Origin of the sequence: Streptomyces sp. SID12501, assembly GCF_010550245.1 — a bacterium.
In the GTDB taxonomy this organism is placed as follows: domain Bacteria; phylum Actinomycetota; class Actinomycetes; order Streptomycetales; family Streptomycetaceae; genus Streptomyces.
On sequence record NZ_JAAGLU010000008.1, the window covers coordinates 205,553 to 225,327 of the forward strand.

Below are 19,775 nucleotides of genomic sequence, written 5' to 3' on the forward strand. Positions count from 1 at the left end.
CCCGTGGAGCGACCTGAACGAAAATCTTCGTCAGAGCCGTTCCGCGGGGCCTCAAAACCTCACGCTTGAGCTATAGCGGAAATTCGCATTTCCACGGCGCGTCCAGCTCTTCAGGATCGACACCTGCCCGGATAACAGCATCGTCGACATCATCAATCGATGAGACCGTCTCGTCATGAACGATGGACATATTCCCATCGTAGATGTCGTTATCGTCGGCCAGTAGATCGCGAAGCACTTCAAATGCTCGGACTCTAAAGTCTCCAGACTGGAGTGGGATAACCCAGATCCAAGACTCGCTATCTGCGGAACTAGAAGCCCTCCGGGCAGCGATATCCGATTTGGACATCAGAAGCCTGTTCTTCGCTTGAACTTGCATGTCAGCCGCCCCAGAAGATTCGAACAATTGGGCCGTCGAAAGTATGCACTTGCAAGTGAGGGAGATCCCCATCGCGGTTCCCGGCGCCGTGCCCAAGAACTCGACCATCCTCCCCAAGTTGGTCATCCCAGTGGTACGTCCCGCGCTTAGTCCCGTAGTACTGCTTCGTTCCAACTCCGTCCATTCCGGACGCGTTTCTGTAGCCAGCCCCTTGATATGTCCGGAGGAACAGCTCCTCCGCCTCGGAGCGACTCTTTACCGTGACGCTCGTCGCGCCATCGGTCAGAGATTTGGACGCCCTTGAAACACTTCCACTTGACCACGGAATGCAACCGCCGGAATTGTGTACAAGCACCGGCGTCTGCCCCGCCAGCACATAGTACGTGTGAAGGTCATCGACCGTCAGGTTGTACGTGCGAGCGTGCTTCGAGAAGGGCCTGTTTGCGGTGACCGTGACGGTTGAGCCGTCCGGCTTGCGTAGGTGCATGCCGTTCGCGAGGTCGTGTGCCGCCACCCACTGGCCGAGTTCAGGTACCCAGAAGGGATGCTCGTGGGTGGCCGTGAGCTTCTCGATGCCGTCCTCTGTAGCAATGGACAGCTCGTTGAATTTCTTATCGCTCTCGGTGACGATGAGACGGGTTACTTTTCTGGAGCCGGACTCTCCGGTTTCGGGGTCGGTGGCTTGGACCTCGTCGCCGAGTTCGATGTCCTCGATGTCCTCGGTGGTGCCGTCGGCCAGGAGGACGTCGGTACCTGCCAGGAAGCACTTGCAGGCGTTCTTTGCCGCCTTCATCGCGTCGAGGATGTTATCTACCTGCTTGGGAGCCTTGACGACGTCTCCCAGAGGCAAGAAGCCGATGACCCCAGTGACAACCCCGACCGCGTCACCCTCGTTCCACGAGCGTTTGAGGTCATACAGGTCGCAACCAGCCCCGAGGAATGGAACCCAACCGCACGCGGCAATAGCTACTTCCTTTGCCACCGGGTCCAAAGCCGGCGCCGTGTTGGTCCAGTTCTTCAGTTCCTCGTCACTGAAGTTGGGGTTGACGAAAGGATCGCCACCAATAGGGGTCCCGACGAGGCCACACACGCAACTGCTGTCGTTGCCCTGGGTCGTCCCGGTGCTGCCGGTGCTTCCATTGCGTAGCTTGCCGTCAGGGTTGTTCTTGATGTGCTCTGGCTTGCTACCGACATTGCAGGTCCCTATGGCTCCGCAGTCGCCGGCACCGTCGATCATGAGACCGCTTGGGTCGGACCTGCTGATCGGGCTGTTGTTGGAGTAGGCGTACCCGTTCATCTGGAGCGGGTCCGCCAAGTCGATGATCGGGTCAGCGGAGATGAACCGTCCAACATTCTGGTCGTATTCCCGCGCCCCGACATGGGTGAGCCCAGTCGTAGCCCCATCGTCGATGCCCACGCCGAGGTACGTGTGGCGGTCGGGCCAGGCCGCAGTCGGGGTTCCTCGGGATTCGCCGTAGGGCTTGAAGGCTCGGCGGGTCAGGGGCTGGCCCACGGATTCCTCGACGGCGGTGGTTGCCGTGCCAAGGGGGTCGTTGAGCAGGACCGTGAGTTTGTGGCCGGTAGCCGTGCCTGCGGTCGTGCGGACGACCGTCGGGGCGCCCGGGTGGGCGTAGGCGCGGACCGCGCGGGTGATCGTGCCGGCGGTGTTGGCCGTTACCTCGGTTTCGCCGAGGAAGAGCGTGGCGCCGGACTTGGTCCGCTCCAGGAGGCGGTTGCCGCTCGCGTCGTAGACGTAGTCGGTGCGGTCGGTGAGGGTCCAGCGCTGGTCGGTGGAGCTGGCGCAGGTGGCGATCTGGAGAGCGGTGCCGGAAACCGGGCTGGAGCCGGGGATGTCCAGGCAGCGGGCGGAGGCCGTGTTCTTGAGGCTGCCGTTCGCGCCGAGCGTCCACTTCTGGGCGTCGGAGCTGTTGCAGGTCGAGAGCTGGACCGCGCCACCGTCGGCCGTTCCGACGGCGGTGGCGCACTTGCCCAGGGCCTTGAGCTGGCCGTTGAGGGCCAGCGTCCATTTCTGGGCGTCGGCGCTGTTGCAGGTGGAGATCTGGATGACCGTGCCGTCGGCCGTGGCCGCGTTGCGGACGTCGAGGCAGAAGCCGCCCAGGCCGGTGATGGCGGCGGGGTTCTCGTTACCGTCGGAGGCGGTGGCGAGCTTGCCCTGGGCCGTCCAGGTGAGGGACTGACCACTGGTGCCGCCGGGTCGGACCGTGGTGTTGCCTGCGGCGTCGTAGGCGTAGCTGCTGGTGACGGGGGTGACGTTGGGCTTGGTGACCGTGCGCGAGGTGAGGAGGTGGGGACGCGTGGTCGTGTTGGTGGTGTCGTGTGTGTAGGCCGTGGTCGCCGTCGCGGCCGTCGCGCCGAGTGCGTGCTCGGTCAGCGACGTGCGGTTGCCGGTGACGTCGAACGTGTAGGCGTCCCAGTAAGCCGTGGAGCCGGTGGAGACCGTGCCCGAAGCAGGGGCCGTCCTGGAAAGAGACGTCGTGAGGTCGCTGTCCGGGGCCGTGGTGTCCGTCGCGGAGTCCGCGGCCTCGGCGACGGGACCGGTGGAGATCTGACCGTCCGTGCGGTAGCCCCAGTTGGTGCCGGAGGCGGACTTGCAGCCAGTGCCGCCGGTGGCCACCGGGTCGAAGTTGAGGTTGGAGGTCCAGGCGTGGACGAGTTCGCCGAGCTGGTCGTAGGTGAAGCACTGGTTGTCGGTCGTGCCGACCGTGCCGTCCATCTGCTGGCGGGCCGCGGAGGTGACGTTGCCCGCCCGGTCGTAGGAGAAGTAGGCGTCGGTGATGCGGTGGGAGGCGTCGGTCTCGCGGTCCCAGACGCTGCGCTGGACGCGGCCGGTGTGCTCGTCGACGAAGTTGGTCGTCCACACGCGGTAGGGCTGGGGACCGCTGACCGTACGCAGGACCTCGCCGTACGGGGAGTAGGTTACGTCGGACGTGTACCAGCTGAGGCCGGAGGTGGACTCGGCCAGGCCGTCGCTGTCGTAGCGGGTGACGACCTTCTCCTGAGCCAGCCCGCCGACCGCCGGGAGTGTGGTCGTCAGCGGCTTGCCGGTGGGGGTGTACGTGTAGGCATACGCGTACTTGCGGGCCAGACCCGCAGTCGCGGCACCCTCCGGGATGGTGACTTCGCGGCCCGTGGGGCGGTAATCGGTGTCGTAGCCGGTGATCCGGTCCACGAAGTCGCCGGTCCGGTCATGCCGGGTCGTGGACGAGAGCAGGCCCAGCGCACCCGCCGGGTCGTACGCGTATTCGATGATCGGGGACGCTGTCGCCGATCCCTCCCGGACCGCCTTGACCCGGCCGGTCGTGTCGTACTCCGTGAAGGTGGTGAGGTTGCGGGAGTCCGTGGCGCTGATGCGGCGGTCGAGGTCGTCGTAGGTGAAGGACGACGTGCCGACGTCGGGGTCGGTGGAGTCGGTCATCCGGCCGCGCGAGTCGTAGTTGTACGTCCACAGGTTGCCGGCCGGGTCCTTGACCTGGCGGCGGTTGCCACGGGAGTCGTAGGAGTACGAGGTCGTGCGCCAGTGGCTGAGGGCACTGTCGGTGTAGTGCTGGACGAGGCTGACACGGCCGAGAGCGTCGGTCGAGGTCTTGACGGGGGGTGTGGCGCCGCCGGCCGGGCTGGTGAGCGTCCAGTCGTCGCCGTAGGTGGCTGAGCTGGAGTAGACCGCCTTGCCGCTGTGGAGCGTCGTCGTCCTGATCGCGCGCTCCAGACCGTCGTACACGGTCCGGGTCATGGTGGGCACCGGCGAGTCGGACTTGCGCTTGAACTGCGTGGCCTGCGGTTCGCCCTGGACCAGGTAGCCGCCGGTCTGCTCCCTGACCAGGCCGTGGTCGTCGTAGCGGGTGTCGGTGATGACGCGGCCCCGGCCGTGGGCTTCGGCCTGGGTCTGGAAGGGGCGCCCGAGTCCGTCGTAGATGGTGGTCTGCTTGGCGTAGGTGCCGTTGTCCTTGAGGGTCTCGACGGTCACCGTGCTGGGCTTGGTCACGTTGTCGGTGGCCTTGGCCATCTGGTACGTGATCTTGACGTTCGGGGTCTGACTGCCCGAGGAACGGGAGGCCGACCAGCCGTTCACCAGACGGCCGAGCGCGTCGTACTCGGTGCGGGTGACGCGGTTGTTGGTGTCCGTGACGGTGAGCGGAAGGCCACGGCCCGGGTCGAAGGTGGTGAGGGTGGTGTGGCCTGCCGGGTTGATCGTCTTGACGGCGGTCACCGGACCACCGGAAGCGGGGGTGTACTGCGTCTCGGTCTTGACCACACCGACGGAGCTGGGGGCGGTCGCGGTGCGGATTCGGCCCAGGTCGTCGTACGTGGAGGTGGTGACGACGGAGTAGCCGGAGCCCGAGGCGGGGTTGGTCGCCACGCTGGTGGGTCGACCTCTGACCGGCACGGCACCGTATGTGAGGGAGTCGTAGCTGATCTGAGTGGCGCTGATCAGCTGGGTCGCGAGGTTGGCTGAGTCGTGGGCAGCGCAGGAAGTCGCCGTCGTACGGACCTGCTTGGGCAGGCCGATGATGTTGGCGGCCGTCGCGTTGTGGGCGTACTCGGTCTTGGTACAGCGGTATTCGCTGAAGGTGTCCGCGCCGCCGGACCCGGGCTTGACCACGGATGTCTGCACCTGGACGGGAAGTCCGTGGTCGGGGTCGACGTCGGTCTCGGTGCGTACCGCCTGCCAGCTGTCGGTGCCAAGCTTCTGGATGGCGTCGGTGCGCTGGACGCCGGTCCGGTGGGCGAGCAGGGGTGAGGTGTCGTTGTCGCGGGTGCGGGAGGCGGTCTGTTTGGACCAGGGGTAGTTGAGGGTCCGCTTGACGACGGGGCCGTCGCTGCCGGGCACAGGTTCAAAGCTGCCCGTGTAACTGATGGTCTCCGCGACCATGCCCGCGTACTGGGGTGCGTCGTCGGCGAGGAGCGTCACTTCGCTCTTGGAGTCCTTGACGGCACCGCCCGCGCCACGGAAGTAGCGGACGACCGAGTAGGACTGGGTCTGGGTGGATGTGCCGCCGCTCTTCTTCCCCTCGGCCGTGGCCACCTGTTGGTAGCCACGCCACACACCGTAGGTACGCAGGGACGGCTTGGAGAACTCGTCGTCGTCCTTGCCCCAGGCCGGCTCCGTGTAGCTGTACTTGGTGACAACTACTTCGGAGACCCCTGAAATCCTGTCGGTCTCGGTCACCGTGTCGACGACGTACTTGTTGAACCAGGCGATCTTCGGGGTCTCCACCTCACCGTCCGGGGACCACCGGACCGGATAGCAGGTGCCGTGGTTGTCCTCGGGAGAGACCGTCGGCTGGGTCCGGCAGCCACCGTCGTACGTCACCGCGATGGAGCCGCCCTGCTCAGTTGCGACACTGCCGATGCGGGGGCGGATGAAGCCCGGACGCGCGTCGTTCTTGCTGCGGGGGACGAGGTTGGGGAGTTGGTTGTCGGCGTAGTAGCCGCTCAGCGGCTCGCCCTTCGAGGCGGGGGTGTAAGGGGCGAAGCTCACACCGTCCGCTGACATCACGGTGCCGGAGGTGTCGCCGGGGGCGAAGCCGGTACGGGTGATGGCGTTGAGCCAGAGGGCCGGCGAGGTGTCGTACCAATCACGCGGGAAAGACTGGCGGAGCGTGTACGTGTCGACCTTGGTCAGCCCGGAGGTGCCGGGGCGGGCGGCCTCGGTGGTCACGGACGCCAGGCGCATCCGGGTCCAGAAGGAGGGGAAGGCCGGGCAGAGCTTGGAGGTTGACTTGCAGTTGAGGTTGCCGGGGCTGTCCCACCAGGGTTGGTACGAGGCCGGGTCGTCTGTGACGTCGAACTTCGTCGGGGCGCAGGAACTGTCGGTCTCCAGGCACCTTTGCTGGGCGTCGAAAACGACCCTTGCGGAGGGCGAGTTGAGGTCGTTGGTGCGCAGGCCGTACTCGATGGAGAGCGGGTAGCCGCCTCGGTCGTACGACACCGGGTTCTTGAACTTCTTGTTGGCCGCGTAGTAGTTCGCGTCCCGCTTCCAGTTGACGATCATCGCGTTGTCGTTGACATCCACGACCTTGTCCAGACCCCAGTGCCAGGCCTGGTCGCAGCGGGAGTCGGCGAAGGCAGCCTGGTGGCAGGGCTCACCGGGGTGGTTCCCGTAGACGGGAACGGTGAAGACGGAGTCGGTGGCAGCGTGCGAGCCGCCCACCTTGTTCTGGCCGAAGTAGTACTTCGTGCCGTCGGGTGTGGTGACGAGCCAGTACTCGTCGTTGTTGTCCTTGTTGTCGCCGTCGGTCCTCAACTCGACGCGGGTTCCGTCGTCGTTCTGGGGACGGTAGATCTCGGAGGTGGAGCTGACGCGCACCAGCTCGACCGTCCGGCCGCCGAGTGACATGACCGCGTTGTACGAGACCCAGCACAGGTCCGAGGTCTTGTACTTCTTCTCCTTGTTGTTGGCCACCCCGTCGGTGACGTCGTCGCGGTCGTCCTTGCAGGTGCGGTAGCGGCGCTCGATGTGGCCCGGGTCGTAGTCCCAGCCCTCGCCGATCCAGGACACCTGCGGGGATGAGGTGGCGGTCTTGCCGTCCACGGTCTGCGAGTTGTAGTCGAAGGAGATCTGCGGTGCGGGACCGGCGGGCGCGGGCGGGACCGTGATCGGGTAGGACCAGGTGAACGCGCCCGACGAACTGCCCGCCGCCCATTTGCCGCTGGAGGCCAGGGGGGTCGCCTTGAACGAACCGCCCGCGCTCCCACCGGAGTCCACGGCGCCGATGACCGCCTTGTCGCCGGTGGCGGCTGCTGCCGGTCGGGCCCGGGTGTACGAGGCCTGGATGACACCGGAGGAGTCGGCGGGGGCGGGGGCCACGGCCGCGGAACTGGAGACGGTGCCGTCGGCGGCGGTGTCGACGGTGGCGGTGATGGTCTTGGCGCTGGTGTCGTTGTCCGTGTCCAGCTCGGTGTACGCCTGGCACTCCTCCACGTCGGGGGTGGAGAGGTAGCACTCAGGGAACTGGACGAAGTGCAGGCGGGAGGCCCAGTCGGCCCCGTAGAGATTCTCGAACGTCTTGTAGCTGAGCTGGACGGAGATCGGCACCGAGCCGGTGGCGGGCGCGGTCACCGAGACCACCGCGCCGTCGACGCCGGTCGACACGGACGCCGTACGGGAGGAGACGGTGACCGACCAGGAGCCGGTCGGCGCGGCGGCATCCGGGGCCTGGCCCAGCTTCACCGGCAGGTTGCCGGCGGGCTTGTAGGCGGCCTGGGTCACAGCGGAGCTGGTCCGCAGCGCGGCCGTTGACGTGGCGCTCCCGAATTCGACCGGTTGGGTGCCGGAGGTGGCCGGGGTGGTGGTACCGGCCGGGGCTTCGTCCCGGTTGACCAGAGCGGACAGCCCGATCTTGCCGAGCCTGGCGTTGGCGTCCGTACCGGTGACCAGTTGTTCGTCGGGGAGTTCCTCCAACGGGACGTCATCGCGGGGCACTTCCGCGCTCGCCGGATCCGGCGGCGTGGCCAGGGCCTGCGTCGGCAGCATGGCGATCGACAGTGTCAGCACCGCGGTGGAGAGCAGGACGGACCGACGGCCTCTGAAGCGCGCGGACGAAAAGAATGACACTGCTGGTCCCCCCGGACGGCATGAAGCGGCCGCCTGGGAAGGCCGCACGCAGGTAAAACCACGTCAAAGAACGTGGAGATTCTTTGTCTCAGTTGTAAGGAAAGCCAGAGTTCCCTGTGGGTTAGTGGCAATGATCACATCATGTACAGGTCAATCACTCCCAAAGCATTTCTTTAGGGCCCGCCAAGAGACCGCAGTCCACTTGTCGTCGAAAAACGGCGCGTGACGGCAGCCGCGCATTGGGCCATGCTCTGGTCCCGTTGTCCCAGGGGGGAAGGAAACTCGCGCATGTCGAGCACACGGCCGAGCAGATGGCGCCGCAGACCCGGACGCCGGATCATCGCGGCGGCCGTCGTGGCTGTCATCGCGGCCTCCGGCCTGACGTACGCCGGGTTGAGTGACGGCGGGGAGCGGTCACAGCCCGGGGAACAGGCCCGGAACAACGCGCCGTTGAGTCAGGCCGAGGCTGCGGCGAAGGCGGCGCGGACCGGGAAACCGGTCGAGGTCACAGGGTTGCGTACGGCGTACGAGACCACGTGGGCACGGCCGGACGGCCTGTCACAGCGGCGGATCCACGCGACGCCCATCCGGGCCAAGGTGGACGGGACCTGGCGGGCGATCGACACCTCGCTCGGGCAGACCGAGGACGGCTGGTCTCCCAGGGCGACGAACGTACGGATGACTTTCTCGCCGGGTACGAATGCCCGTGAGCAGGACGACCGGGCCGATCGCGGAGCGGGCTCGCTCCGTGTCCCCCTGCTGGCGCAGGCGGACACCGCGGCGACGACTGGCAATGCGCTCGTCACCCTGAGCACCGGCGGCCACGACATCGTCCTGACCTGGCCCTATGACATTCCGACGCCCATCATCGATGGCTCGCGAGCGCTCTACCCGGAGATCCTGCCCGGCGCCGACCTGGTGCTGACGGCGGATGACGGGGGCTTCGCGCAGTTGCTCGTCCTGAAGACCCGTGCGGCGGCGGCCGATTCGCGTGTGGCGCAGCTGTCGTACGGTCTGTCCTCCCCCGATCTCAGCTTCTCCCTGGACCCGACCACGGGCATCATCAGCGCCGAGGACGGCGACGGCGAGGAGGTGGCGGTCTCCCCCACCCCCTTGATGTGGGACAGCTCGGGTACCCCGGCGCTCACCGACGGCCAAGCCGGCAGCAGCGCTTCGCCGACCGCCTCGGAGTCGTTGTCCGAGGACGAGTCGAGCGCACCCGACGACTCCGAATCCCCGACGGAGTCCCCCGAACCGAGCGACACCTCCGACTACGTCGACTCGGGGGACACGGCCGCCGAGGTACTCCCGGACGCCACCGACGAGGCCCCGGACCCGTCCGCTTCGGAAGGTGAGGGCGCCAATCCCTCCGTACCGGCGGAGGCTTCGCCTGATCCGACACATTCCGGTGCGGGCGCGACGCTCGATCTGCCGTCGTTGGCCGGCCCGCAGCCGGACTCGAAGGGCACGCTCATCGAGACCGACCTGAACGGCTCGACCTGGACGCTGACGCCTGATCAGGAGTTCCTCGACGAGGCGGACACGGTGTACCCGGTCTTCGTCGACCCGTCGATCCGCAAACACCACAACCATTGGACGACGGCCTACAGCCGTCACCCCAACGCGAACTTCTACGACGGCCGGAACTTCAACCAGGGGACGAGCGAGGCGCGGGTCGGCTTCGAGTCGGACACCTGGGGGACGTCCCGGTCCTTCTTCACCATGGCCTGGAACCCTGACCTGAAGGGCTCCACCGTCACGACCGCGAAGCTGCACATTCTGGAGACGTACTCCTGGTCGTGCAGCGCGCGCAGCGTGAACGTGTACGTCACCGGGCCGATCAGCAACAAGACGACCTGGCGGAACGCGCCCAGCATGACGGCCGGCAACAAGCTGGCGAGCAAGAGCTTCGCCCACGGATACAAGGCGGCGACCTGCCCGGACGCGTACGAGGAGTTCGACGTCAAACGGGCCGCCCAGAAGGCGCTTTCGGACGGCGCCGACTCCCTGACCCTCGGTCTGCGCGCGGGTGACGAGGGCTCCGCGTACTCCTGGAAGAAGTTCGCGGCCGACAAGGACAACGGCCCGTACATCGAGCTGGTCTATAACCGCCCGCCGAGCGCGCCCACCCGGCTGGACCTCGATCCCGACCTGTCGTGCGACACCATCGCGCCGTACGTCAACGTGGGCGCCTCCTCAATCACCTTCTGGGCGAGCACGACCGACAAGGACAACAACCTGGCCTCGCTGCGCTTCGAACTGTGGCTGAAGGACGGCAGTGGCAATCTGCTGGGATCCAAGGGCACGGTACCGATCGACGGCCAGTCCGGTTCGACCCGGGAACACACCGAGCCGTTCTCCACCAGCGGGTTGACGAACGGGGCCACTTACTCCTGGCGGGTTCGCGCCGTGGACAAGGCGGGGGCCACCTCCGCGTTCACGCCCTCGAAGTCACCGTACTGCCGCTTCGTCTTCGACAGTTCACGGCCGACGCCACCCGTCGTCACCTCGGTCCAGTTTCCCGACGGGGACAGCAACAGGAACGGTTTGCACAACGAGGCCGCTGACGGGATCTGGAGCAAGGTCAAGTTCGGCACGGCGGGGTCTTTCGTCTTCAGGGCCACTCAGACGGATGTGGTGAAGTACGAGTTCGCCTTCAACACGCCCACGTACACGGCTTCCCTCCCCCGTCTGAACGGCGCCACGACTTCGACCACGACCACCTGGAACGGCGCCAAACCGCCACTCGCCGGGCCGAATGTGCTGTACGTACGGGCAGTTGACGACGTGGGCCATGTGTCGGAACCCCGGAAGTACTTCTTCTACGTCACCCCCAGGGACAAGGCCGACGCGGCGGGCGACCTCACCGGTGACGAGTTCGCGGACCTGATGGTGGTGACCGCCAGTGGAGAACTCTGGATGTATCCCAGCAGGGGCAACTCCGACCTGACCAAGGGGACCGGTACGTTCGGGCCGGCGATGTCCGGCTCCTACCGGGAGAACCCGGAGAAGGACCCGAACGGGAACGTGGCCGACGGCAAACCGTTGTACGTCGGGCCGGACTCGGGTTACTGGAAGAACACGATGTTCGCGCACCTCGGCGACATCTACGGGGGCGACGGCCTCCAGGACCTCGTCGCCGTGCGCGAGGGCAAACTGTGGGTCTACCCGGGCGACGGCTACGGCGCGGTCAACATCGACAAACGACAGGAGATCCTGCTCCCGGCAGGCGGGCCAAATCTCGCGGCCGTCACCCAGATCGTGTCGTCCGGTGACGCCACGGGGGACGGCAAGCCCGACTTCTTCCTCACCGTGAAGGACAGCGACACCGTGGAGACGGTGTGGGCCCTCACCGGCTACAACGGGGCCACCGTCGAGGCGATCAGGGCTCTGAACACCGGCCCGGCGTGGGCGACCCGTGACCTGGTCAGCCTCCAGGACATCACCGGGGACGGAGTCACGGACATGCTCTACCGGGTCATCAGCAGTGGCCGTCTCGCACTGCGTACCGGGATCAAGGACAGTGCGACCGGCGGCGTCAACCTCGACTCGCTTTCCACTTCGGGGAGTTCGGCCGGCGGCGTGGACAACACCGACTACGCGACGTCCGGCTGGACCAGCACCGACATCAAACTGCTGTACGGCACAGCCGATGGCAACGGTGACGCCATCCCGGACATCTGGGCGGTCACGGCAACCGGTTCCGTCCGCTTCTACCCGGGCGGCCGTTCAGCCCTCGGGGCCTTTACAGCGGTACCCAGTGGTGGCTGGTCGGGCATGCTGGCCCTCGGCTGAGGCCTCCTGGGGCAGATTCACAGGGCTGCGATGCCCCCGGCGCCATACGCAATGCGTGGCGCCGGGGGCATCCGGCGGCAGGATCGGCACACGCCCGTACGAGATGCGGCCCGCGCGCCTTGCGATGCCACTTCGAATGCCTGGCTCCCCCTCCCCTGGCACAGATCACCTCCAGTCGGCATGACGGTGAGTATGATGTCCGCATGACAGTGAACATGACGATGAGCCTGCCCGACGAGGTGGCCGCCTTCGTGAAGGCCAAGGGAAACTCCTCCGCCTACACCGCGCGGATACTGCGCCGCGAGATGCTCTCGGAGGAGTTGGAAAAATCCGCGCGGGTGCGGGCCGAGGCCGGAATCGTGATCACTGCTGCCGAGCCTGCCGAAACCGAGGACGCCACCTTGAAGCGCTGGGCGCGGGTGGCGGGCCGATGAAGCGTGGGAACGTCTACCAGCTTTCCTTCGCCGGCGGCCCCGCGCATGTCCTGGTGATCTCGTCCGACGCCCTGAACTCGCAGAACAAAACCGCCACGTGCGTACTGATCTACCCGCAGCAGGTGCGAGAGGCGACACTCGTCGACATTCCTGTCAGCGCTCCCTCTTCAGGCACCATCGTGCTGGGCGAGTTCCGTACCCTGTCCGGCGCGCGCTTCACCGAGGAACTGGGGCAGGTGGACGAACGGATCATGGAAGCCGTCGAAATCGGGCTGCGCGCCGTCTTCGACCTGTAGCAACGGACAGGTTGCCCCCGCCTGCATCCACATGTCCGTCACTGCCGAAAAGGCCCTGCTCGTCAGGGCGTCCGCCGCTGCTGCCGCCGCACCGCGTCCCGTAGCGCCGTTCGCACGGGCTCGGGCGGAGGCGGGCCGCCGGTGCTCGCCGTGACGATCGCCCCGGCGACGTCCCGGAGTTTGGTGTTCGTGTGCTGGGAGGCGTCGCGCAGGGCGTTCCAGGCCTGGTCGGCGGTGCACGCTTCGACGGCCATGAGGATTCCGCGGGCCTGGTCGATGACCGGGCGGGTCTCGATGGCCTGCTGCAACTGCTGGACCTCCGCCTGGAGTCGCCGCACCTGTTCCGCGCGTTCCGCGGCCACTGCGGAGAGTCCCTGGTCGGAGCCCAGCAGGGCGACCAGGTGATGAGTGTCCGGGGGCAGCCACCCGGAGGTGGAACCTGCGGGGTCGGACGCGGCGGCAGGGACCGACAGGCCGGTGATCTCCAGGATGCGGCGGGGCTGGCCGTTCCAGTTGACGGTCCACAACGGGATGCCGGCGGCTGCTCCGAAGTCCTCCAGTCGCTCCAGGAACTGGAGTCCGGCCGTGTCCATGAAGGTGACCTCGGTCATGTCCAGGACCAGCCCGTCCGTATCGCCGGGGAGCTTGCCCAGGGCAGGGTCGAGCATCGTTGTGCAGCCGTGGACGATCTCCCCGCTCGGTGTCAGGACCACCGTGGTGCCCCACATCTCGGTGCGGATGGTCAGCGGCCCGGTGGCGACCGATGCCGACGATGGAGAAGTGGGGACGACAGACATGTACTCACCTCGGGTCTGGGGTCCGGATGTGCCGTCGGGGTCCGCGCCACGCTGCACGCGGCTCTGACGTAGCCCGCGGCCGTTGTGCTGTCGCGTCTTCCCCGTCCGGGAGGGCCTATTCCGGAACCGGCGTGGAGATATGGGGATCGTTTTGCGACCCTGCGTCGGCTCGGCCCCGCTGTGCGTAAGACGCTGCGCGTCAGGCACTGAGCGTCAGGCGCTGCGCGAAGAGCCGCGCATGCATCTGAGGTTGCGGGGCAGGGGGAAGTGGCAACATCGTGCCGGTCGTGCCGGAGGTGCGCGTCAGCGTCTCCCTCCGCCTACCGCACGCCGAACGGATACTGGGGTGCGACCGGCACACGGGGGTGGGGCGTGGGCAGTTTGCGACGGGCGGATGCCTCGGCGTCGGTGGCGGCTTCGTCGGGAAGCGAGTTGCGGCTGCGGCCGCTGCGGGACCGGGCGGGGTGGCGGGCGGTCGGCGAGATCACTTCGGCCACGTGTCCGGCCTGGGAGCGGGCGCTGGAGGAACTGTCCCTTCGTATGACCCTGCGTGAGGAGATCGTGTGCCATCTGGAGATGTCCGCCGTGACGTTCGTCGATGTCGCCGGTGCCTCTGCCCTGGCGGTGGCCGCTCAGGGCCTTTCGCCGGAGCGGCGTATCGTGGTCGAACGGCCGCCCGCCGCTCTGCCACGGCTGCTTGAGATGTTCTGGCCCGACCTGTCCGTGATCGAGGTGGTGGCACGATGACGGCCACGACGACCGCTGGGTCGACCGACGAGTCGACCGACGAGCCGTTCGTGCATCCCGCCCTCTTCTACCGGGGCGAGGAGGAGTACCTGGACGGCACGGTGCCCTTCATCCGCGAGGGGCTGCGAGCCGGGCATCCGGTGGCGGTCGCCGTGCCCGGCCCGAACCTGAACCTTCTCAAGGACAGCCTCGGCGGGGATGCCGCGGCCGTGCGCTTCCTCGACATGACCGACGCGGGCCGCAACCCGGGCCGGATCATCCCGAGGGTGCTGCGCGCCTTCGCCGATGGCCACCCTCAGACACATGTGCGGATCATCGGGGAGCCGATCTGGGCCGGCCGCAGCAGCGTCGAGTACCCGGCGTGCGTGCAGCACGAGGCGCTGATCAACCCTGCCTTCGAGGGCCGGGACGTGACCATCCTGTGCCCGTACGACGCCGAGCTCCTCGACGAGAAGGTGCTCGCCGACGCCTACGCCACCCACCCGGTGATCGTCTCCGGCGGCAGTCGGCGGCCCAGCCCGTCCTACGCGCCCGGGCAGGTCGTCGCGCACTACAACCAGCCCCTCGCTCCGGCCCCCGCGGCGGCCGGGCCCCAGCACTTCGGCACCGCCGAACTGCCGGTCGTCAGGCGTTTCGCCGTCGCGTGGGGCGCACGGCTGGGCCTGTCCGGCGTACGCCTGGACGACCTCGCTCTGGCGGTCGCCGAGCTGACCACCAACAGCGTGGTGCACGGCGGCGGCTCCGGCAGCCTGCGGATCTGGGCGGAGGACTCCCAGCTGGTGTGCGAGGTCCGCGACCGCGGGCAGCTGACCGACCCGCTCGTCGGCCGCCGCCCGGCCACCCGGGACCAGCGCGGCGGACGCGGCCTGCTCCTGGTGCACGCCGTCGCGGACCTGGTCCGGGTTCACACCGACCTGAACGGTACGACCATCCGGTTCTACCTCGGCTGCTAGGCAGGCCTGGCGGACGGCTTGCGGGGGGCCGCCAGGGACTGCAGGGCCTTGCGGTCCAGCTTGCCGGAGCCGGTGAGCGGGAGCGCGGGGACGGGCTGGTAGCGGTCGGGAACCATGTAGCGCGGGAGGACGGTCATGGCGTGGGCGCGCAGGACACCCGCGGGCTTGGCAGGGGCGTCGTCGGTCAGTACGACGCACGCGACGAAGAACTGAGCTCCGGCCGCGGTGGTGACCACGGTGACGGCGACGTCCTTGACGTGTTCGTGGGTACGCAGTGCGGCCTCCACCTCGCCCAGTTCGATGCGGTAGCCGCGCAGCTTGATCTGCTGGTCGTTGCGTCCGAGGTATTCGAAGGAGCCGTCCGGGAGCCTGCGGGCCAGGTCGCCGGTGCGGTAGTAGCGGCGCGGGCCGTCCGGACCGTCAAGGGTGACGAACCGTTCGGCGGTGAGGTCGGGGCGGTTGAGGTAGCCCTCGGCGACACCGGTGCCCGCGACCAGGAGTTCGCCGCACTCGCCGTCGGGGAGCGGTTCGAGGTCGTTGCCGCGGATCTCCAGGTCCAGGTGCGGCAGGGCGGTGCCGATGGGTGAGCGGACCGCGCCGTCGAAATCCGCCTGGGTGAGCACGCGGTGGGTGGCGTACACCGTGGTCTCGGTGGGCCCGTACATGTTCACGGCGGTCGGCGCGGCACCGGGGTATGCCTTGAGGAATCCGCTCACCACGTCCAGATCCACGCTCTCTCCGGCGAACACCAGGTAGCGCAGGGCGAGTTCGGGGCGGCCTGCTTCCTCGTGGGCCATCTCGAGCGAGCGGAAGACCGAGGGGACCTGGCCGAGGACCGTGATCCGCTGTTCCTGGAGGTGGGCCAGGAAGTCGGCCGGGGACTGAGCGATCCGCAGCGGCACGGTCACGGCTGTGGCACCGATGGCCATCGGCGCCCAGAGCTCCCACACCGACACGTCGAAGCTGAAGGAGTGGAACAGCGCGAAGCGGTCGTCCGGACCCACCTGGAACAGCGGCAGCCCGGCCCGCAGCAGTTCCAGCACATTGCGGTGGGTGACCACGCAGCCCTTGGGGTTGCCGGTCGAACCGGAGGTGTAGATCACGTAGGCCGGTTCGCCGCCGTCGAGTGCGGGCGTGGGTACCGGGGCGGCCGTCGCGCCGTCGTCGGAGAAGTCGGACGGGGCGACCACGCGGACCTCGGTGAGACCGCGGTCCCTGGCCTGCTCCGCGGCTCCGACGACCGTCGTCACGCCGGCGTCCCTCACCATGTAGCGCAGGCGTTCGGCAGGGTAGGTGGGATCGAGAGGCACGTAGGCGGCGCCGGTTTTCAGTACGGCGAGGATGGCGACGGGGATGTCCGCGGACCGCTCCAGCAGCAGGCCCACCAGTTCACCCGGGCGCACCCCCTCGCCGGCGAGCCGGGCTGCCAGCCGGTCCGAGGCCTCGTCGAGTTCGGCGTACGTGAGGGTCCGGCCGTCGTCGCACACGGCGGGAGCAGCGGGGCGGGCGGCGGCAACCGCGCGGAACAGTCCGGGCAGCGAGGAGGCGGCGCCGAGGGCGGTCGGGAAGACGTTCGTCATGGGAGGTCTCACAAGTCTCTGGATGCGAAGGTGCGGAGGCCGGGAATCAGGAGGCGCCGGTCGTACGGACCAGATCGGAGAACGTCTTGGCCAGGCTCCGTACGAAGTCGCCGGACACGGCGCCGGCGTCGGCGTTGAGCACGATGCGCAGGGCCTCGCCGTCCGGCCAGACCTCGGCCTGGATCTCGGTGGGGATTCCCAGGTAGGGCAACCGGCGGAAGGCCGTACGGGCATCGCGCAGTGCCAGGCGGGCGGGGGTGTTGTCCTGGTAGGCGAAGATCGTCTGGAAGAGCGGTGAACGGGACGTACGAGGCGGGTTGACGAGGCGTACGGCCTCGGCGATGCCGACGTCCTGGCAGGCGAACGCCTCTCGCACCAGACGTCCGGTCGCCGCTGTGGCGGCACGGTCGGCGGTCAGCGCGGGACCGCGCATGCGCAGGCAGACCATGCCGATGTGGCAGCCGACGGCCTCTTCGAGCCGGGTGTCGGTGCGTTGGGCCAGGGGGACACCGATACCGAAGTCGTCCTGGCCGGTGAGCTCGGCCAGCGCGGCCGCGTACCGCGAGAGCAGTACGGCGAACCGGGTGAGGCCGGTGGCCGCGGCTTCGCGGTTCACCCCTGCGGTCTCGCGGGCCGTCAGCGGTACCTCGACGCGCAGCACGCCCGTGCCTCCACCGGCTGCCGGGAGACGCAGATCGGGCACGCCCCGGAGGACGGCCTTCAACCGCTCCCGCTGGCCGGGCAGGTCGGCCGCCGCCAGATGGGCCTCACGCAGGGCCCAGGTCCGGGGCGCCGACGGCAGGACGGGGCGGTCCGGGACATCGCCGACGAGACGCGCGTTGTACGCCGCCGCGAGGTCGCCGGCCAGGACCGATTCCGACCAGCCGTCGAAGGCGATGTGATGCACCACGTACCCGAACACGGCCCTGCGACCGCCGTCGACCGGCGCCAGGGCGGCCCGCCAGACCTGGCCCTCGGCCAGGTCCAGCGGCTCCGCGAGGGCGGTACGCACCGCGGTGAACGCGGCCTCCTCCGCCGGGGCCGTGGGCAGCGCCACGATGCCAGGAGCCGTTGCGCTGTCCGGAACGGCATAGGTCCTGCCCCGGCCCATCACGTACGCGGAGCGCAGCGCGGGATGCCTCTCGTGCACATCCGCCACGGCCTGGCGAAGGGCGGCCAGGTCGAGGGGGCCGTCGATCGTCCACGCGGCCAGGCAGTGCCCCGCGCGGTCGTCCGGGACCAGGAGATGGCGGGTGAGGAAGCCCTCCTGGACCGGGCCGAGCGGTATCTCGGCGTCGGGGAGCGGCTTGGGGAGCGATTCGGCGGGGAAGCCGGTGCCGGTCTCCCCGCTGCTGCGCAGCCGCTCTCCGAGCGCGTTCGCCGACGGGTGCTGGAAGAGCAGGGAAACGGGCACCGGACGCTCCAGCCGCGCCGACAGCCGGGCGCAGACCCGGCCGGCGGCCAGGGACGTACCGCCCAGGGCGGTGAAGTCGGCGTCCACCGGTATTTCCGTAAGCCCCAGCACTTCCCCGAAAACCGCCGCGACGAGGGCGACGACAGGATCCCCGGGTGCCGATGCGGCCTCCGCTGCCGGCGCGGGCGGTGCCGGTGGCCCCGGGGCGGGCAGCAGGCCCAGCATCGCCCGCTCGTCCAGCTTGCCGTTGCCGGTGAGCGGGAACCGCTCGATGCTCATCAGCGCCTCGGGCACGTGGTGGCGCACCAGCGCCGACCGCAGCGTGTCGAGGGCTCCGTCCAGCGTGTCGCCGGGGCGGTGCGGTACGCAGAAGGCGGCCAGGGACAGGCAGGTGCCGGTGTCCTCGTCGCGCCGGGCGACCACCGCGCAGTGCCGTACGCCCGGCAGGAGTTGCTCGATCTGACGCTCGACCTCGGCCGGTTCGATCCGGTGGCCGCGGATCTTGACCTGGCGGTCGGCTCGGCCGCCGTAGTGCAGCAGCCCGTCCTTGTCCCAGTGCGCGACGTCCCCGGTGCGGTAGACGCGCAGCCGCAGGCCGTCGACCGCGACCTGGGTGAACTTCTCGGCTGTCAGTTCCGGTCGGCCGAGGTAACGCAGCGCCAGGCCGTCACCGGCGACGCACAGTTCACCGGGTTCGCCGATCGCACAGAGCCGGTCGCCGTCGAGTACGTACACCTGGGTGTCGGGTACCGGGCGGCCGATCGGGATACCGGCCGGGCGGTCGCAGTCCGCGGGGCTGATCCGGTGGGTGGTCGCGAAGACGGTGCTCTCCACCGGGCCATAACCGTTGATCAGGGCGATGCCGGGGTGCCGTGCGAGGAACCGCCGCACATGCGGGGCCGAGAGCCGCTCACCGCCGATCATGACCTGGGTCATGCCGTCGAACGCGGCGAGGTCCTCGTCCACGATCATGTTGAAGAGGCTGCTGGTCAGCCACGCCGTGCCGACGCCGTGCCGGGCCACGCCGGCCCGCAGACCCTGCGGGCTCAGATACGGCTCGTCCACGACGAGCGACGTCCCCCCGTTGAGGAGCACGGACCACAGTTCCAGCGAGTAGCCGTCCCACGGCACCGGAGCCGCCTGGGGCATGACCGTGCCGGGTCCGAAGCGGGCGAAGCCTCCGGGGCCGGGCCGGAAGAGCCTCACGGTGGCCCGGTGCGGCGTCAGCACGCCCTTGGGTGAACCTGTCGTCCCCGAGGTGAAGAACACGCACGCCGGATCTCCGCCCGCGGCGGCCACCGGCTCGAAATCCGGATCGGCGTCCCCGGCGGCAGCCGTCAGGCCGCCCGGTGGCGGACACCAGCGTGCCACCGGAGAAGATTCGGGCAGTTCTCCCCCGGGGGCGTCGATCAGTACCTTCGCGTCCAGCTGGACCAGTACGTCGGCGACCCGGGAGCGGGGCCAGCCGCCGTCCAGCAGGGCGTAGGCGGCACCGAGCTTGAGTACGGCCAGCACGGCCGCCGCCAGCTCGGCACCGCGCGGCAGCCGCACGGGTACCAGGTCGCCGCGGCCGACGCCGAGAGCCGCCAGCTGTACGGCGTACGCGTCGGACGCCCGGTCCAGCAGGCCGTATGTCACGGTCCGTGTCCCGTGGACCAGCGCGAGGGCGTCGGGACGGGTCCGTGCGTGGGCGCGGACGATGCCATGGAGGCTGTCACCGTCGGGATAGGTCCGGGCGGTCCGGTTCCAGGTCGGGTCGGGCTGCATACGGGTTCTCATCCTCGGGGTGGGAAGGGGGCCTGCG

Annotated in this window: 9 protein-coding genes; 5 read left to right on the forward strand and 4 right to left on the reverse strand. The window is 68.6% G+C overall.

Annotated features, from left to right (window positions below):
* Positions 1-380: 380 nt before the first annotated feature.
* Positions 381-7,874 carry a ricin-type beta-trefoil lectin domain protein gene (locus G3I71_RS11845; protein WP_239149103.1) on the reverse strand — a complete coding sequence of 2,498 codons (7,494 nt, stop codon included), beginning with the start codon at positions 7,872-7,874 and terminating at the stop codon, positions 381-383.
* Positions 7,875-8,243: 369 nt separating this feature from the next.
* On the opposite strand from G3I71_RS11845, the gene G3I71_RS11850 reads away from it, so the two are divergent.
* The 3 genes from G3I71_RS11850 to G3I71_RS11860 all read left to right on the forward strand — a co-directional run bounded on the left by G3I71_RS11850 (position 8,244) and on the right by G3I71_RS11860 (position 12,480).
* A complete protein-coding gene (locus G3I71_RS11850; protein WP_164313937.1) occupies positions 8,244-11,750 on the forward strand; it encodes a DNRLRE domain-containing protein in 3,507 nt (1,168 codons plus the stop codon).
* A gap of 203 nt (positions 11,751-11,953) precedes the next feature.
* A complete protein-coding gene (locus tag G3I71_RS11855) occupies positions 11,954-12,184 on the forward strand; it encodes a hypothetical protein (protein WP_164313938.1) in 231 nt (76 codons plus the stop codon).
* Complete coding sequence (locus G3I71_RS11860; protein ID WP_164313939.1) at positions 12,181-12,480, forward strand: type II toxin-antitoxin system PemK/MazF family toxin; 300 nt, start codon at positions 12,181-12,183, stop codon at positions 12,478-12,480. Before G3I71_RS11855 ends, G3I71_RS11860 begins: the two co-directional genes overlap by 4 nt.
* 62 nt (positions 12,481-12,542) lie before the next feature.
* Here the strand turns inward: G3I71_RS11860 and G3I71_RS11865 are convergent, their stop codons facing one another.
* Entirely contained in the window at positions 12,543-13,277 is a 735-nt protein-coding gene (locus G3I71_RS11865) for an ANTAR domain-containing protein (protein WP_239149085.1), read from the reverse strand.
* 381 nt (positions 13,278-13,658) lie between these two features.
* Here G3I71_RS11865 and G3I71_RS11870 point away from each other — a divergent pair, with 381 nt between their 5' ends.
* Both G3I71_RS11870 and G3I71_RS11875 read left to right on the forward strand, forming a co-directional pair.
* Positions 13,659-14,024, forward strand: a complete 366-nt coding sequence (locus G3I71_RS11870; protein ID WP_239149104.1) for an STAS domain-containing protein — start codon at positions 13,659-13,661, stop codon at positions 14,022-14,024.
* Positions 14,021-14,977 (forward strand): sensor histidine kinase, encoded by a 957-nt coding sequence (locus G3I71_RS11875; protein WP_164313940.1) that lies wholly within the window; start codon positions 14,021-14,023, stop codon positions 14,975-14,977. The genes G3I71_RS11870 and G3I71_RS11875 overlap by 4 nt, the downstream gene beginning before the upstream one ends.
* Here G3I71_RS11875 and G3I71_RS11880 read toward each other — a convergent pair.
* Both G3I71_RS11880 and G3I71_RS11885 read right to left on the reverse strand, forming a co-directional pair.
* Positions 14,974-16,557 carry an amino acid adenylation domain-containing protein gene (locus G3I71_RS11880; protein ID WP_164313941.1) on the reverse strand — a complete coding sequence of 528 codons (1,584 nt, stop codon included), beginning with the start codon at positions 16,555-16,557 and terminating at the stop codon, positions 14,974-14,976. The genes G3I71_RS11875 and G3I71_RS11880 overlap by 4 nt on opposite strands.
* A gap of 46 nt (positions 16,558-16,603) precedes the next feature.
* Positions 16,604-19,738 carry a non-ribosomal peptide synthetase gene (locus G3I71_RS11885; RefSeq protein WP_164313942.1) on the reverse strand — a complete coding sequence of 1,045 codons (3,135 nt, stop codon included), beginning with the start codon at positions 19,736-19,738 and terminating at the stop codon, positions 16,604-16,606.
* Positions 19,739-19,775: the final 37 nt, after the last annotated feature.

Excerpts from the sequence above, each read along its gene's own strand:
- G3I71_RS11885 (WP_164313942.1), bottom strand. The coding sequence starts at position 19,738 with ATGCAGCCCGACCCGACCTGGAACCGGACCGCCCGGACCTATCCCGAC.
- G3I71_RS11875 (WP_164313940.1), top strand. The coding sequence starts at position 14,021 with ATGACGGCCACGACGACCGCTGGGTCGACCGACGAGTCGACCGACGAG.
- G3I71_RS11880 (WP_164313941.1), bottom strand. The coding sequence starts at position 16,557 with ATGACGAACGTCTTCCCGACCGCCCTCGGCGCCGCCTCCTCGCTGCCC.
- G3I71_RS11865 (WP_239149085.1), bottom strand. The coding sequence starts at position 13,277 with ATGTCTGTCGTCCCCACTTCTCCATCGTCGGCATCGGTCGCCACCGGG.
- G3I71_RS11850 (WP_164313937.1), top strand. The coding sequence starts at position 8,244 with ATGTCGAGCACACGGCCGAGCAGATGGCGCCGCAGACCCGGACGCCGG.
- G3I71_RS11855 (WP_164313938.1), top strand. The coding sequence starts at position 11,954 with ATGACAGTGAACATGACGATGAGCCTGCCCGACGAGGTGGCCGCCTTC.
- G3I71_RS11860 (WP_164313939.1), top strand. The coding sequence starts at position 12,181 with ATGAAGCGTGGGAACGTCTACCAGCTTTCCTTCGCCGGCGGCCCCGCG.
- G3I71_RS11845 (WP_239149103.1), bottom strand. The coding sequence starts at position 7,874 with ATGCTGCCGACGCAGGCCCTGGCCACGCCGCCGGATCCGGCGAGCGCG.